Source organism: uncultured Tateyamaria sp., assembly GCF_947503415.1.
In the GTDB taxonomy this organism is placed as follows: domain Bacteria; phylum Pseudomonadota; class Alphaproteobacteria; order Rhodobacterales; family Rhodobacteraceae; genus Tateyamaria.
Genome location: NZ_CANNDS010000004.1, coordinates 309,160 through 325,100, shown reverse-complemented (window position 1 = coordinate 325,100; position 15,941 = coordinate 309,160). Strand labels below are relative to the sequence as shown.

At 62.0% G+C, this 15,941-nt stretch carries 14 protein-coding genes; 6 read left to right on the top strand and 8 right to left on the bottom strand.

Translation table 11 applies throughout. The features are described 5' to 3' along the window. Nucleotides 1-2: 2 nt before the first annotated feature. The 6 genes from Q1A32_RS20560 to Q1A32_RS20535 form a co-directional block, all read right to left on the bottom strand. On the bottom strand, nt 3-401 hold the full coding sequence (locus Q1A32_RS20560) for a hypothetical protein (protein WP_299657524.1): 399 nt from the start codon (nt 399-401) through the stop codon (nt 3-5). 77 nt (nt 402-478) lie between these two features. Beyond that, nucleotides 479-1,876, bottom strand: coding sequence for a dihydrolipoyl dehydrogenase (lpdA, locus tag Q1A32_RS20555; protein WP_299657522.1), 1,398 nt, complete (start codon nt 1,874-1,876; stop codon nt 479-481). Between the two features lie 147 nt (nt 1,877-2,023). Next, nucleotides 2,024-2,602 carry a DUF924 family protein gene (locus Q1A32_RS20550; protein ID WP_299657520.1) on the bottom strand — a complete coding sequence of 193 codons (579 nt, stop codon included), beginning with the start codon at nt 2,600-2,602 and terminating at the stop codon, nt 2,024-2,026. A gap of 90 nt (nt 2,603-2,692) precedes the next feature. Further along, complete coding sequence (locus Q1A32_RS20545; RefSeq protein WP_299657517.1) at nt 2,693-3,961, bottom strand: MFS transporter; 1,269 nt, start codon at nt 3,959-3,961, stop codon at nt 2,693-2,695. Between the two features lie 94 nt (nt 3,962-4,055). After that, on the bottom strand, nt 4,056-5,108 hold the full coding sequence (gene queA, locus Q1A32_RS20540; RefSeq protein WP_299657515.1) for a tRNA preQ1(34) S-adenosylmethionine ribosyltransferase-isomerase QueA: 1,053 nt from the start codon (nt 5,106-5,108) through the stop codon (nt 4,056-4,058). Nucleotides 5,109-5,129: 21 nt separating this feature from the next. Further along, the gene (locus Q1A32_RS20535) at nt 5,130-8,558 is read right to left on the bottom strand and encodes a DUF3971 domain-containing protein (protein WP_299657513.1); all 3,429 of its coding nucleotides are present in this window, start codon (nt 8,556-8,558) and stop codon (nt 5,130-5,132) included. 72 nt (nt 8,559-8,630) lie between these two features. Here Q1A32_RS20535 and bcp point away from each other — a divergent pair, with 72 nt between their 5' ends. The 5 genes from bcp to Q1A32_RS20510 all read left to right on the top strand — a co-directional run bounded on the left by bcp (nt 8,631) and on the right by Q1A32_RS20510 (nt 13,392). Next, entirely contained in the window at nt 8,631-9,092 is a 462-nt protein-coding gene (gene bcp / locus Q1A32_RS20530; RefSeq protein ID WP_299657511.1) for a thioredoxin-dependent thiol peroxidase, read from the top strand. 2 nt (nt 9,093-9,094) lie between these two features. Next, a complete protein-coding gene (locus Q1A32_RS20525) occupies nt 9,095-9,904 on the top strand; it encodes a ferritin-like domain-containing protein (RefSeq protein WP_299657509.1) in 810 nt (269 codons plus the stop codon). A 175-nt stretch (nt 9,905-10,079) separates the two neighbouring features. Next, nucleotides 10,080-11,411 carry a M23 family metallopeptidase gene (locus Q1A32_RS20520; RefSeq protein ID WP_299614560.1) on the top strand — a complete coding sequence of 444 codons (1,332 nt, stop codon included), beginning with the start codon at nt 10,080-10,082 and terminating at the stop codon, nt 11,409-11,411. After that, a complete protein-coding gene (locus Q1A32_RS20515; protein WP_299614250.1) occupies nt 11,401-11,913 on the top strand; it encodes a polymer-forming cytoskeletal protein in 513 nt (170 codons plus the stop codon). The genes Q1A32_RS20520 and Q1A32_RS20515 overlap by 11 nt, the downstream gene beginning before the upstream one ends. A gap of 12 nt (nt 11,914-11,925) precedes the next feature. Then, nucleotides 11,926-13,392 carry an MFS transporter gene (locus tag Q1A32_RS20510; RefSeq protein WP_299657507.1) on the top strand — a complete coding sequence of 489 codons (1,467 nt, stop codon included), beginning with the start codon at nt 11,926-11,928 and terminating at the stop codon, nt 13,390-13,392. A 113-nt stretch (nt 13,393-13,505) separates the two neighbouring features. On the opposite strand, the gene Q1A32_RS20505 is transcribed toward Q1A32_RS20510, so the two are convergent. After that, nucleotides 13,506-14,063 carry a peptidylprolyl isomerase gene (locus Q1A32_RS20505; protein WP_299657505.1) on the bottom strand — a complete coding sequence of 186 codons (558 nt, stop codon included), beginning with the start codon at nt 14,061-14,063 and terminating at the stop codon, nt 13,506-13,508. Next, the gene (locus Q1A32_RS20500; protein WP_299614246.1) at nt 14,053-14,562 is read right to left on the bottom strand and encodes a peptidylprolyl isomerase; all 510 of its coding nucleotides are present in this window, start codon (nt 14,560-14,562) and stop codon (nt 14,053-14,055) included. Before Q1A32_RS20500 ends, Q1A32_RS20505 begins: the two co-directional genes overlap by 11 nt. Before the next feature lie 130 nt (nt 14,563-14,692). Between Q1A32_RS20500 and pgk the strand changes: the two genes are divergently transcribed. Further along, nucleotides 14,693-15,880: a phosphoglycerate kinase gene (gene pgk, locus Q1A32_RS20495; protein ID WP_299657503.1), complete on the top strand. Its 1,188-nt coding sequence runs from the start codon at nt 14,693-14,695 to the stop codon at nt 15,878-15,880. The last annotated feature ends 61 nt before the right edge of the window (nt 15,881-15,941 follow it).

The following is a 15,941-nucleotide window of genomic DNA, read 5'->3' as shown; positions in this document are numbered from 1 at the left end:
TGTTAGCCGGCGGCTTCGTAAATCTCGACGCGGGTCACGGTGGAGCCGGTGCCGAACACCCGAACCAGAACAAAGCCGATGACTTGTGACCGGATACGCTGAACCGTGTGATACGAAGGATCGTAGGCACATCGCCCGGTGATCATCGCGCGCCGCTCCGGGGTGAAAAAGAAGTTGTCCACCTGGTCGCCTGAATCGCGTTTGCCGAACTTGTGGACGTTTGCACGGTCCTGCTGCACGATCCCGCAGACATCGTTCAGGGGCGCCCCGCGCGAGTTGTAAGTGTCCTGCGCAGACAGCATTGTGTAATATTCGAACATCATCTGCTGGGCAGATGCGGGCGCGCTCACCAGCCACAAGCTGCACAAAGACGCGGTTACAAATGTCAAAATTCGATACATGGCAGGTCCTTCCAATTCAAAAAAGAATGACCGCAGAATAGCGGTCATTCAAACGTCCGGAAAGGAAATCGCCGCCCTTACATATGAATCACACGATCATACGCATCGAGAACGCTTTCGTGCATCATCTCCGACAGTGTCGGGTGTGGGAACACGGTGTGCATCAGGTCTTCTTCCGTGGTTTCCAGCGCCTGGCCCACGACATAGCCCTGGATCAGTTCGGTCACTTCCGCGCCGATCATGTGCGCCCCCAACAGCTCACCCGTTTTGGCGTCGAACACGGTCTTGATCAGGCCCTCGGGCTCGCCCAATGCAATCGCCTTGCCGTTGCCGATGAAGGGGAACTTGCCCACTTTCACCGTGTGCCCCGCCTCTTTCGCCGCCGCTTCGGTCAGACCAACGCTCGCCACCTGCGGATGGCAATAGGTGCAGCCCGCAATCGAGTTCGGCTTGATCGGATGCACATCGTTCTTGCCTGCGATCAGTTCCGCCACCATGACCCCCTCGTGGGAGGCTTTGTGGGCCAGCCAAGGCGCGCCTGCGATGTCGCCGATTGCATAGATGCCCTCGACCCCGGTGCGGCAATATTCGTCCGTCACCACATGGGTCCGGTCCACCTTCACGCCCAACTTTTCAAGGTTCAGCCCCTCGACATTGCCGACGATGCCCACGGCGGAGATCACGGTGTCAAAATCGTGCTTTTCAACATTACCACCCACTTCGATATGGGCGGTCACCTTACCCTTGGCGCGGTCCAACTGCTTGACCATCGCCTTCTGCATGATCGTCATGCCCTGCTTTTCAAAGCTCTTCTTGGCAAAGGCCGAAATCTCGGCATCTTCGACGGGCAGCACGCGGTCCATGACCTCCACCACAGTCGTGTCAGCACCCAATGTGTTGTAGAAACTGGCAAATTCGATCCCAATCGCGCCCGACCCAATGACCAGCAGCTTCTTTGGCATCCGCTTGGGCGTCAGCGCCGCCTTGTAGGTCCAGACCAGTTCACCATCAGCCTCAAGGCCCGGCAGTTCACGCGCCCGCGCGCCGGTGGCCAGAATGATGCTCTTGGCGGTCAGCTCCTCGGTGCCCTTGTCGGTCTTGACCGACACCTTGCCCTTGGACGGGATCGTGCCCTCGCCCATGATCACGGTCACCTTGTTCTTTTTCAGCAGATGTTGGACGCCGCCCGACAGCTGACCCGCAATCTTGCGGGACCGGTCCACAACGGCAGGCAGATCATATCCAATGCTGTCCGCCTTCAGGCCAAACTCCTTGGCGCGGTGCATCAGGTGAAACACTTCGGAACTGCGCAACATCGCCTTCGTTGGAATGCAGCCCCAGTTCAGGCAGATGCCGCCCAGATGCTCGCGCTCCACAACGCAGGTGCTGAGGCCAAGTTGGGCCGCTCGGATCGCCGCCACGTAACCACCGGGGCCGGACCCAATCACCACCACGTCAAAGGATTTCGCTGCCATATCAATGTCCTCGCCAAGCGCTGCGTCAGATTTAGTTTACCGTTAAACTATTTCCAACGGCATCACAACGAAACCATGGCGCGACAAATCGACTGACGCAAGGGAAGCCTTGCGCCACGCCGAGAAAACGAAGCGATCAGATGCAGATCAGGCGGCTTCGTCCGCCTCAAGCCCGCGCACTACGGCACCATAACCACCGGCATCCAGATGCACTTTTTCCGCCGCTGTCGTCGCCCTGCCCATCAGCGCGTTTCGATGCGGGAACCGGCCAAACTGGCGGATCACCTCGCGATGCGCGCGGGCATGCAGAAGGAAATTGTCATCCTTCATCCGCTCACAGATCAGGCGCACAGCGCGGTCCTGATCACACAGGTTCTCCGAATGCTCGAGCGGCATGTAGAAGAACTGCCGCGCGGGCAGATCAAGGCGCATGTCCCACCCTTTCGCGATCGCCGACTTCGCCGCCGCAAGGGCCGCCTTGTCGGTCGAGAATGCCGCAGCATCATCGCGGAACATGTTGCGCGGGAATTGATCGGTCAGAATTACGTACGCCAAGGCACCTGATGGATAGGTCAGCCAAAGGGCGAATTGGCCCTCGGTCGCTGCCTTCCATGTTTCGCCAAAACGGTCGCGTATGGTCTGATCAAACACGGGATCGGACTTGAACCATGCCTCCGGACCACACTCGTCTAACCAAAATCGTAAAATATCGTCCGGACCCACCATGGTCTGTCTCCTGCTACCGATGCCCCGTTTTCAAAGCGTTACACAAGTTGTCCACAGACCCCAATCACGAAATACGACATCTCCGACACATTACCCGGCACGGTTGTCATCTTCGCCCTCAAGGTCACTTTCGATGGCGTATTCTTGTGCAATTTCCATCGCGACAGGTGTGGTCGCCGCCTGCGACATGGCAACGTAGGACCCGGTTTCGTCGACGGGGATGGTGGCCCGCTGCGTGGCCCGATACGCCGCGTAAGACACCAGTGCCGCAAACAAAACGCCGGTGAACATGTAAAAGCCCGACGGCCCCACCGTTTCCATCAGCGCCCCCACGATCAACGGACCAAAGACAGCCCCCAGCCCGTTGATGAACACCAAACCGCCCGAAGCCGCCGCCATATCATCGTGATCAAGAAAGTCGTTCGTGTGCGCCAAAAGCAGGGAATAAAGTGGGTTTGACATGCCTCCGACCAAAAAGGCCGACACCAGCAGCATCGCGAAACTTCCCCCCAGAATCAGACCAATCAAAGATCCCACCCCGCCCATCGCAGCCACGCCAAGGATCAACGTCCGTCGGTCCATCCGATCCGAAATCCAGCCAATCGGATATTGCAACAGCATCGCGCCGACAAAAAACGCCGACACGAAGGTCGAAATTTCCGCCACGGACAGGCCCGCTTGGGTGCCGTAAACCGCGGACATGCCGAATTGCGCGGCAAACACGCCGCCCAGCAGGAACATGCCCACGCATCCCAACGGCGACGTCTCGACCAGCTTGCGCAGCGTCATCGGCTTGGTGGTGTCGAAGGCGGGCACCGGGCTGATCGACAAAAGGATCGGCGTGATCGCCAGCGACACCAGCACAGATGGGATCACAAACAGGATGAACCCGGACGGATCCGCCGTCAGCAGCAGGTACTGGCTGGTCACAATGCCCACCATCTGCACGATCATATAAAGCGACAGGGCCTTGCCCCGGTTGGAATTGTCCGCCGCATCATTCAGCCAGCTTTCCGCCGTCACATAAACGGCCGAAAAACAGAACCCGATCACGATCCGGCCCACGGTCCAGACCCATGGGTCAGCCAAGGCAGGATACAGGATCATCACCGCCGAAATCAGCGATGCCAGGGCCGCGAACACCCGCACATGGCCCACCCGCTGGATCATGCGTGGCGCCAACCGACTGCCCCCCAGAAACCCGAGGAAGTAGGCGGACATGACGATGGACATCTCGGCAGTCGAAAAGCCCTCGATCTCGCCCCGGATACCCAAGAGCGTGCCCTGCATGCCGTTGCCGACCATCAAAAGGCCCATGCCAAACAGCAGCGCCCATGCGCTTGTCAGTACCTGGAACATCTCGCTGAACTCCTTGGCCGTGTCGGTTATAAGTGGCCGGTTTCGCAGGCCGCTGTCGCAGATATGAGCGACTTGGCCATGTCGGTTTCCGGTGTCACGTTTGCGGCAACAAAAGCGACGCATCCCCGTACGAGAAAAAGCGGTATTCCGAGCGCACCGCATGGTTATAGATGGCGCGAATGCGGTCCTGCCCCATCAGCGCTGACACCAGCATCATCAGCGTGGATTTGGGCAGGTGGAAATTCGTCATCAGCCCATCTGCCACGCCAAAGGTGAAACCGGGGTAAATGAAGATATCCGTGTCGCCCTCCCACGGCGAAATACCACCATCCCGCGCCATGGTTTCGATCAGACGCAGCGCCGTTGTCCCCACCGGAATAACCCGACTGCCCCGCGCCTTGGCCGCCGCGATATCTGCGGCAGCCTGCTCTGACACCTGCCCCCACTCCGCGTGCATCTTGTGCTGCGTGACGTCGTCCACCTTCACCGGCAGGAACGTGCCCGCCCCCACATGCAGGGTGACATAGGTGATCTCGACCCCATGCGCGGCCAATGCGTCCATCAACGCCGCGTCAAAGTGCAGGGACGCCGTGGGTGCGGCCACTGCCCCTTTGTTCGTGGCCCAGATCGTCTGGTAATCCGTCTTGTCCTGCGCATCCGCTGGCCGTTTGGCTGCGATGTAGGGCGGCAGGGGCATGGCCCCGGCGTCGGCCAGTGCAGCATCAAAATCGTCACCCGCCAAGTTGAACCGCAAATGCCCCTGGCCATCCGCGCTGCCTTCAAGCGTCGCAGACAGGTCATCGGAAAAACGCACGACTTCGCCCGGCTTCACCTTCTTCAACGGCTTCACCAGCGCCGACCACGTGCCATCGGCGCGCGGCTCCAGCAATGTCACCTCGATCCGCGCCTCGGTCAGGCCCTGCGCACTTTGCCGTGCACGGCTGCCAAACAGACGCGCGGGGATCACCCACGTGTCGTTCAGCACCAAGAGGTCACCCGGGCGCAGCCACGACACCAGGTCGGTCACGTGCTGGTCATGGATCTTGTCGCCATCAGCCACCAGCAACCGGGCCGACGACCGGGGCACGGCAGGCCGGGTCGCAATCAGCGCCTCGGGCAACTCAAAATCGAAATCATCCAGTTTCATGCGCGTCCCCTAACCGCGCACTCACCGCTCATCAATACGTCGTTGACGTTCCAGCCGTCTTTGTTCGGCATCGCTGGGCCCGGTGTCCTCGGGGGCAAAGGCTTCGGGCACAGCAGGGGCCGGACCCTCGCCATCGACCTGCGGCACATCGGGCGCAGGCGCGCGGAAAATCTCGCGGAACATGCCGGGGGTCAAAGCCGACAGCGGATTGACCTGCACACGCGGATTGGCGACAGGCCCGCGCAAGCGGTAGTTGAAGCCGATCAGCCCCTCGCCCCGCCGGGTGAAAATGCTGCCGATCCCGTTGATCAGAAACAGGGGCGAGATCACGCCCTGCATGTCCAGCCGCCCCCCCGCCACATCATAGACACCGTCCATCGACAGGCCCATCGATGGCCCCGTGGCACTGGCCTGGGTCAGGGTCATGGTCGACGGGGTCAGGCGAAACGACGCCTCGACCTCCTGAAAGTGGATGCCGCTGCCGCCCATCTGCTCCAACAGGCCCACAACGCTCAACGCATTGAGCAGGGCCGCAATGGCTGGCGCATCCTGCACGCGCGTCTCTTCAACGTTCAGCGTGCCGTCAAAGCTCGCCGCACCCACGGGCAACAGGGTCAAGGACAAGGACCCTCCCCGCGCCTGTTTCAAAATCCCGGCTGACGCCGCAACACCGCCCGCATCGGCCGAGGTGACGCGGATCGCGCTGCGCCCGTTCTGCGGCAACACCTGCCCGCGGATGGGCGTGCCGCCGTTCACACGCGCGGTGAACGCACCATCAAGGCCCCGCGCCATGTTGAACTCACCGGACAAGCCGTCCAGCGCGATGGTGTCCGTGATCTGCAAACGGTCCAGCTTCAGGGTCAGCGGTCCGCCCCCCTGCTGTCCCCCCGTGCCGGAACCGGAGCCACCGAAATCCGCCTCTCGCAGGTCCAGCGTGCCGCCGCGCACCAGAACGGCGGGGGCCGCTCCACGGCCACGACCCACAAGATCAACGGGGCCATTCATCCAATTGCCCACCCGCACCGAACTAAAGGTCGCGCGACCGAGACCACCATTCGGATTGGTGGTGATGGCCCCTTGGGCCTTCAGGCCGGGTGCGTCCAGAACCAGATTGTCCACACGCGGCGCATCGCCCAGCACGCCATTCAACGACAGGGCCGCAGTCGATCCCGCAGGCTTCGACCAGCCAAGGGGTGGCGATGACAAACGCACGCCCTGTAAATTCGTGGACAGCGCAAAGGACGGGGCACCATCCCCCACCGGCAATTCTATTCTGATGTCACCGGTCCCGCGCCCCGACACCAACCCATCCGGCAGGCCAAGGTCAAACGCATCAATGGTCCGTTCCGACAGCTCGATCGTACCGGTGACGGAACTGGGCTGCGGACCACCACGACCCAAGGGCTGGGCCCATGTCACATCAAACGGAACCCCATCGAGCGTGCCCGCACCCGACACCGCAACCCCGGTCTGCGAGGCGACAACACGCAAGGTGTCTGCCGCCAGTTGACGGCCTTCGATCAGGGTGGTGCTCAGCACATCGCGGGCCGTGCCCGTCGCGTCATACACCACATCCGACGGTGTGGTGCCCTTCTTCATGGGAAAGGCCAGCGTGCCCGCCGCCTGAATGCGCCCGTCGGCCAGACTGGGCGACAGACCGGCACGCTCCATCACATTCAGGGGCGGCAAATCCAGCAAGGACAAGCCCGCAGTCACGGTGCCATCGGTCTGCAGACGGACGACCGCAGGCACACCATCGCGCGCACTGATATCGGGAATGATGAAGGATGATCCGCCCACATTGATGCGACCACCAAGAGGGGCCGGCACACTGCCCTGATCCACGGACACCACAAAGCGGTTGTCGAGCAGGCTGGCACTGCCCCGCGCCTCCTCGACCGGTGGCATCGTCTTGAGATAGCGGACTTTGGCCCCTTCATAGGCGAAACCCGCATAAATCACCGGCTGGGTGGTCGGACCATCACGCAAGGCAAAATCCAGATCACGCATGTAGCCGTCCAGCAGGTTGGTCAGCACCCATGTCCGCGCCTTGGGCGCAAAACGGTCGGGCCACAGCTCAAGCAACCGTTCGGGCAGCATGCCAGCCATCTGCGCGTCAACCTCGTAACGCCAGCCCTCGGACGCTGCCAGCAATGCACCACGGGCAATCAAATCCTGCCCCTGATCCTGAAACAGCGCCTGCCCCACATCCAGGCGGAACGGATCAAGTGTCAGGCGGAAATCCAGCTGGGCCGCCTCCATCACCACAGGCTCGGGATACAGGCCATCCGGGTTGGCGCTCAGCGACGAGGCGCTGAACTGGCCCACCAGATCGGCCAGCCCGCCCTGATCGTCCAGACCCAGCACCGCCTGCCCATCGATCTGCGCTGTGATCCAGGCGCTTTCGACCGACAATTCGTCAAAGATCAGCACCGTGTCATTGGGATCATAGCTGAAATAGCTGCGCGCAGAGGCAAACGGCACGGGCCGGGTTGCGTCCGTAGGCTGGATCACGCCCGCACCAATGTTCAGGGCGACATTTACGGGGGCCAGCGTGCCATCGACACCGAAAACACCACGTACCGCGCCCGAAATGGGCGCGCGCAACACATCCAGCCAGGCAAAGGCCGGTGCGAGCGTGGCGATGTCGCTCGAATCCACGTCATTGACCAGCACGCCAAACGTGGCGGCTGACTCGCCCACCCGGCTCTCGTAATTGGCCTCAAGCGTGGCAACACCCTGTCCACCGCTCAGCAGCGCAAGGTCCGACGTGATGCGCAACGCGTCCCCGTCGCGGTTCAGGCGCAGACGCCCGCCATCAATCGTCCACGCGCGCGCCGATCGCACATCCTCGATCCGCAGGGTCAGCGCTTGTATGTCCGCACCCGTCAACGCCGACAGGCCGGGCACGGTGATCAGATCATCAAGCCCCTCGATCAATTGGGCGAATGTTGCGGCCTGTTGCGTGGGCGCAGTCAGGTCCAGACCACCCGACAGCAGGACCGAACCATCGATTTCGCGCCGCAACTTGGCAAAAACCCCGGTCACACCAATCTCGGTCGGTCGAAACTGGCCCCTTGCCAGATCAGCAACGGACAGGCCGATCCGCATTTCGGAAAAGCCGACAATCTCGGCCCCGGCATCGTTCAGGAGTTGCACATTGGTCATGCGCACGCGTGGCTTGGTGTTGTCCTCGACCATCAGATCAAGCGCGTCAAAGCGCAGAGATGCCGCCCCCAACGCTTCACCTGCGCGCAGCTCGATCCGGTCACGCAACCACTCGGGTGCCGCCACCGGGCGACCGATCAAAACATAGATTGCAGCGCCCACGACAACGGCAAGGAACAGGCTGAAGAACAGGCTGAAGAACAGGCTGTTCAGCCCAAGGCGACGCCACAGGCTTTTCTTCCGCCGACGCGGCGGGTCCGTTATGGGGTCTGCACTGCTCACATCTTTATTCTTGTCCGCTCAGCCCTATCATGCCAGTCACAACTTTCCCAAGTCTGACGAAAAGGTCGAATAATGCTGGATATCGCCTCACCCGCTCCTGATTTCACCTTGCCAGATGCCGATGGCAATGACGTTACCCTGTCGGCTCTGCAAGGTGGGCCTGTCGTGATTTATTTCTACCCACGCGATGACACGCCGGGATGTACCAAGGAATCCATCGCCTTCTCGGAAAATCTTTCAGAATTCGAGGCAGCGGGCGCAAAGATTTTCGGCATCTCGAAAGACAGCGTCGCCAGCCACGCCAAATTCGCCAAGAAACGCGAGCTGTCCGTTGGTCTTTTATCGGACGAAAACGGCTCGGTCTGCGAGGATTACGGGGTGTGGAAGGAAAAGAACATGTACGGCAAGAAGTACATGGGCATCGAACGCACCACCTACCTGATTGACGCGCATGGCAACGTCGCGATGGCGTGGCCCAAGGTGAAGGTGCCCGGCCATGCCGAGGCTGTGCTGGCCGCCGTGAAAGCGCTCTGATCATGATGCCACTGGCGCAGATGGCGGACGCGGTTCTGCGCACCGGCGATGGTCGGGAAAAGACGGCCCTGTCGCGCAAACTGGCCGCCGAATGGCGCGCCGCCCGCGAGGGTGGTGCGGCGCCCGAGATCGGCACCGCCACCCCGCCCCTGCACCCGGCGCGGCCCGCAAAGCCAGAGCTTCTCAGCCCCCGCGACGTACCACGCCGCCGCCCCGGCAGCCCGCAGGGCCGCATCGCGCTGCTCCATGCCGTCGCGCATATCGAGTTGAACGCCGTCGACCTGCACTGGGACATCATCGCCCGCTTCACCCACGTGCCCATGCCCATGGGCTTCTACGATGACTGGGTGAAAGCCGCCGACGAAGAATCCAAGCATTTCAACCTGATGTGCGACTGCCTTGAAGAGTTGGGCAGCCATTACGGCGCGCTCCCGGCCCACGCAGGCATGTGGCGTGCCGCCGAAGACACTGCTGACGATTTCATGGGACGTCTGGCCGTGGTGCCCATGGTGCTCGAAGCGCGCGGGCTCGACGTCACGCCAGGCATGATCGACGTGTTTCGCAAAGCGGGCGCGGACAGCGCCGTCGCAGCACTCGAGACGATCTATGCCGAGGAAGTGGCCCACGTGGCCTATGGCTCCAAGTGGCTCCATTTCATGTGCGGTCGCGACAACCTCGACCCCAAGGAGGCGTTCCACGCACTGGTGCAACGCTACTTCCACAGCCCCCTCAAACCCCCCTTCAACGAAGAGAAACGGGCCGAGGCGGGCCTGCCCCCGGATTTCTACTGGCCCCTCGCCGTAGCAGACTGATCCGTATGGAGAATATGCGCGGTTTTCCGCCAATTTGACGCTTTTCAGCACCGTTTTTGAACAGATGTTCACCGAAGGCTTGCCGCCAAAGCCCCGCGACTTTATGCACAGGTCCCAAGGCGCCGTGTTGGGGGATATGAGCGTCGACATTGGGATGGGACAAGGGACGAGCGTTTTGCGAACACGCCTCGGCATTAAATGGCACGGCCTTCTGGAGCACTATTTTCCCGAACGGCGCGTGTTTCTGAAATCGGACAACGACACCCGTTTCATCCGGCTGCGTCCGGGCACCCAACTGATTGCGTTTGCGGGCAGCTCCTTTGTCGTGGCATGGGCCATCGTCGCCACCGCCATCCTGCTGATGGACAGCATCGGATCTGGAAATTTCCGCGAACAGGCCAAGCGCGATCAAGACACCTATCAGGCCCGTCTCAACGATCTGGCAGGGCAAAGGGACACCCGCGCCGAAGAGGCAATCGCCGCCCAACAGCGCTTCAACGCCGCCCTCGAACAGATTTCGGTCATGCAGTCCGAACTGCTGGCGTCCGAGACGCGCCGCCGCGAACTTGAGACCGGGATCGAGGTGATCCAGGCCACCCTGCGCGGCACGATGAAAGACCGCGAAGCAGCCCGAAAGCAGCTTGCCAGCCTTCAGGAACAGGTCGAAACCGGTGGGGCGGGCACGGCCCTGGCCGCAAATTCTGGTGGCGCACCCATAGATTTCGTGGCCGCCGCCCTCGCCAAAACCGCCGCCGAACGGGACCAGATCGAACTGGACGCGCAGGACGCGCTGCTCGCCGCCGACGCCATGGCCGGCGAAATCGCATTGATGCGGGAACAGAACGACCAGATCTTCCGCCAACTCGAAGAGGCGATGACCGTCTCGGTCGAACCGCTGGACAAGATGTTCCGCGCCGCGGGCATGCCCACCGACCGGATCATCGAACAGGTGCGCCGCGGCTACTCGGGCCAGGGCGGCCCGCTTACGCCCCTGTCCTTTTCCACGCGGGGCGAAGAACCCACACCGGACACGCGCCGCGCAAACCGTCTTCTCAATCAGATGGACACGCTGAACCTCTACCGCATCGCCGCGCAAAAGGCGCCGTTCGCGACACCGGTGAAATCCGCGTTCCGCTTCACATCTTCGTTTGGCTTCCGCCGCGACCCCAAAACGGGCGGTCGCCGGATGCACAAGGGCGTCGATTTCGCGGCCTCGCTCGGCACACCGCTTTATGCCACGGCGGATGGGGTTGTGACCCATGCAGGCTGGCAATCGGGCTATGGCCGACTTGTCAAAATTCAACATGAGTTCGGCATCGAAACACGGTACGCGCACCTGTCACGTTTGCGCGTAAAAGTTGGCCAAAAGGTCTCGCGCGGGGATCGGATAGGTGATATGGGAGCGTCCGGACGGGTGACTGGTGTGCACTTGCACTACGAAGTCCGCGTCGGCGGAAAAGCCGTCAACCCGATGATCTATATCAAGGCAGCCAACGATGTTTTCTAAGAGCAAAATCAACGAACCTGGCCCCAGCACGGATGCGGCCAAACCTGCGGCACCGGCCGCCCCTGCCCCCGCAGCACCCAAGCAAAGCGAATTCAAGGCCAGCGCGCCCAAAGCCAAGCCGCCCGCCTCGATTCTGTCTGCGGACCTGCACATCACCGGCAACATGAAGACAACCGGCGACATTCAGGTTGAAGGCACGGTCGAAGGCGACATTCGCGCCCACCTGCTGACAATCGGTGAAAGCGCCACGATCAAGGGCGAAGTTGTGGCCGACGACGTCGTGATCAATGGTCGCATCGTGGGCCGCGTGCGCGGCCTCAAGGTGCGCCTGACCTCGACCGCGCGTGTCGAAGGCGACATCATCCACAAGACCATTGCCATTGAATCCGGTGCCCATTTCGAAGGGTCCGTGCAGCGTCAGGATGATCCCCTGAACGCAGGTGGCAACAAGCCCAAGGGCCATCAACCGCAACCGGGCCAGCCGCCGCAGCAAAACGGCTAAGGTCACGTAAACATGACAGAAACACGGGCGCCCCAGACCACTGCGGCGCCCGTTTTTCATGCAGGCTTCTGCGCCGAACACAGCAGACCATACCTTCTTGTCGCCGCAGTGCTCGCCTCTGCCCTCGGCATCATCGACAGCACCGTTGTGGCCATCGCCCTGCCCGCCATGCGCGACAGCCTTGGCGCGGGTCTGGTGCAAGCGCAATGGATTCACAACGCCTATATGCTCACGCTCTCCGCCCTCATCCTGCTGGGCGGCGCGATGGGCGATCGGTTTGGCCTTGGCCGTATTTTTGGCGCTGGCATTGCGCTGTTTGTCACGGCGTCGATGTTCTGCGCGTTGGCACCAACGCCGCTTTTCATGATTACCGCACGGGCCGTGCAGGGCGTGGGCGCCGCCATCATGGTGCCCGGCTCGCTCGCATTGATTGCCCGTGCCTACCCTCGGGAAAGCCGGGGGCGTGCCATCGGCATCTGGGCCTCGGCCACGGCAGTCACCACCGCCGCCGGGCCCATCATTGGCGGGCTGACCCTGACCATCGGCGGCCCCGAGATGTGGCGCTGGATCTTTGCCATCAACCTGCCATTGGGTTGCGTGGCGCTCTACCTTCTGGTCCGACACTTGGGCGATGATCCGGTCAAGAAGGATGCCCGCGTTGATGTCCCCGGCGCTGTGACCGCCACGCTTGCGTTGCTCGCCATTGCATGGGGTCTCACATCCCTTGATCACGATGGGCAGGCAACGCTGTGGCTCGTGGGCGGCGGTGCCCTGCTGCTTGTCTTCTTCTGGACGCAGACGCGCAGCGACCACCCCATGATGCCGCTGTCGTTGTTTTCTTCCCGGCCCTTCTCAGCTGCCAATGCGCTCACCTTCACGCTCTATTCCGGGCTGTCGATGATGTTTTTCTTCATGCCCATGACCTTCATCGCGGGCTGGGGTCTCAGCGAAATCGCGGCCTCCGCCGCCTTCGCACCGATGTCCGTGTTCATCTCCCTGCTGTCTGGTCGGGCCGGAGCATTGGCGGACCGCATCGGCCCGGCCCCCCTTCTCACCGTCGGATCGCTCATCGTGGCGTCGGGCTACGCCGCGATGGCATTACTCGCCCCGTATCAGGATTTCTGGCGCCACATCCTGCCCGCCATGTGTCTCGTGGGTCTGGGCATGTCCGCCGTCGTGGCCCCGCTCTCAACCGCCGTGATGGGCGCCGTGGACGAGGCGCAGTCCGGCATTGCCTCAGGCATCAACAACGCCGTGACACGCATGGCGTCTCTGATCTCGGTGGCAGCCGTGGGTGGCGTCGTTGGGGCGTTGTATGTCGGGGCTGGTGGCTCTGCGAGCTTCGGGATCGAAAGCGATACGGAAGGTCACGCAGCCGCCATGACCACCGCCTTCGTCGGTCTCGCCTGGATTGCGACGATGTTGTCTCTGATCAGTGCGGGGCTCGGGTGGTTGACGCGCAGTGTAACGGAAAATTAACCAGCGTTAACCTTCCAGAAAGGTGAAGAGCTTCGCGCAACCTTCTGTCTTGAAACGCAAAAAGGGCGCGCTTGTTGCACACCCTTTAATTTTGTCCCCGCGGGGACAGATTTTCACTCGGTCACGGTGACCGTCTGCATCACATCCGGCGCACCGGTGATCGCGCCCGACCGCGGGTTCCCGCGCTTGATCTGATCAAGTGTGTCCAAACCATCTGTGACCCGCCCGACAACGGTGTATTGACCGTTCAGGAACGGCCCCGGCGCGAACATGATAAAGAATTGGCTGTTGGCACTGTTGGGGCTTTGCGACCGGGCCATGCCGACCACACCACGCTCAAACGGAATGTCCGAAAACTCCGCTGGGAGGTCAGGCTGATCCGATCCACCCCGCCCTGCCGAGCGGGCGTCGTACTCTGCCGTGGTGTCGCCAAACTCCACGTCGCCCGTCTGCGCCATGAAACCGTCGATCACACGGTGAAAGGCCACACCATTGTACTCGCCCGCCTCGGCCAACGCTGTGATGCGGTCCACGTGTTGTGGGGCCGTCTCTTCCAGCAGGTCGATGGCGATGGTGCCGTTGGCCTCGCCCGTCACTTCGATCTCGATGCCGGTAGCAAAGGCTGTCCCGGCGGGGACAATCAATGCTGCGGCCAAAAGGTTACGCCACATCGGCGGCAACCTTCACGCTGATCATCCGGTCCGGCTCCGCTGGTGGCTCGCCGCGGGTGATGGCGTCCACGTGCTCCATCCCGGCGGTGACCTGACCGTAAACGGTGTACTGACCATTCAGGAAGTCATTGTCCTTGAAGTTGATGAAGAACTGCGAGTTCGCACTGTCAGGGTTGGCAGACCGGGCCGCACCAAGCGAGCCGCGGGCGTGCGGGATCTTGGAGAACTCGGCCGGCACGTCCGGCTTGTCAGACCCGCCGGTGCCGGCCATGCGGATGTTGAACCCGTCTTCCATATCGCCGTGCTGCACGTCACCGGTCTGCGCCATGAACCCGTCGATCACCCGGTGAAAGGCCACGTTGTCGTACTCGCCCGCACGCGCAAGTTCCTTCATACGCTCGACATGCTTCGGCGCCACGTCGGGCAGCAATTCGATGGTGACAGTGCCGCCCTTCAGCTCCATCAGGATCGTGTTTTCGGGGTCTTTGATATCGGCCATGAGTGCTCTTTCCATATGGTTTGGGCACCTACCTAAGCCGCAGGGCTGCCGGGGACAAGACACGTGGTTGACCGCAGCGGCATTTGCCGCGATGCAAGGGCGCATACACAAGACATAAGGAGTGCGCGACATGGGCTGGAATTCGCTGGACGACATGGACCTTGCAGGCAAACGCGTGCTGACACGCGTGGACATCAATGTCCCCATGGAGAACGGTCAGGTCACCGACGCCACGCGGATCGAGCGGATCGTACCGACGATCAAGGACATCCGCGCCAAGGGCGGCAGCCCGGTGTTGCTGGCCCACTTTGGACGGCCCAAGGGCAAGCCGAACCCCGAGATGTCGCTGCAGCCGCTGATCCCTGCCCTTGAGGACGCCTTTGGCTGTCCGGTCACCTTTGTCGAACGTCCCAGCCGCGACTTCATCGATGCGCAACCCAGCGACGCGGTGATCCTGGTCGAGAACACGCGCTTTACCCCCATGGAAGAAGCGAATGATCCGCAGATGGCGCAGTTCCTCGCGAGCCTTGGAGATGTGTTCTGCAACGACGCATTCTCGGCCGCGCACCGGGCGCATGCCTCGACCACCGGGGTGGCGCATCTGCTGCCCAATTGCGCGGGCCGTTTGATGCAGGCGGAACTGGAGGCGCTGGAGGCGGCCCTGTCCAACCCCAAGCGTCCCGTGGGCGCGGTTGTGGGGGGCGCGAAAGTGTCGACCAAATTGGACCTGCTGCAGAACCTTGTGAAGAAGATCGACGTACTGGTGATCGGGGGCGGCATGGCCAACACGTTCATCGCAGCTCAAGGCGCAGACCTTGGCGCGTCGTTGCAAGAGGCCGACCTGCATGACACGGCGCGGGACATAATGGCAGCCGCCGATGCTGCGGGCTGCACCGTGATCCTGCCCACGGATGGGCGGGTTGCGACCGAGTTTAAGGCCGGTGCGGACCACGACATTATTGCCCTTGGGCAAGACACGAAGCTGGCCGCGGACCAGATGGTGCTGGACGCGGGCGACGACGCGGCAGAGACCATCGCACGCAGCTTTGACGGTTTGGAAACCTTGATCTGGAACGGACCGCTGGGCGCGTTCGAGATTGCGCCCTTTGACACGGCAACCGTGACCGCGGCCAAGGCGGCGGCGGCGCTGACACGCGCGGGCAAACTGGTCACTGTGGCTGGTGGCGGTGACACAGTGGCCGCTCTGAACCAAGCGGGTGTGGCGGATGACTTCACCTATATTTCCACCGCGGGCGGTGCATTTCTGGAGTGGATGGAGGGCAAGGAATTGCCGGGGGTTGCGGCCCTCACTCGCTGATCGCGCCAAACCGTTGGCGACAGACAGGTGCGCCCCCATATGACAGCGTATTGACCAGCAC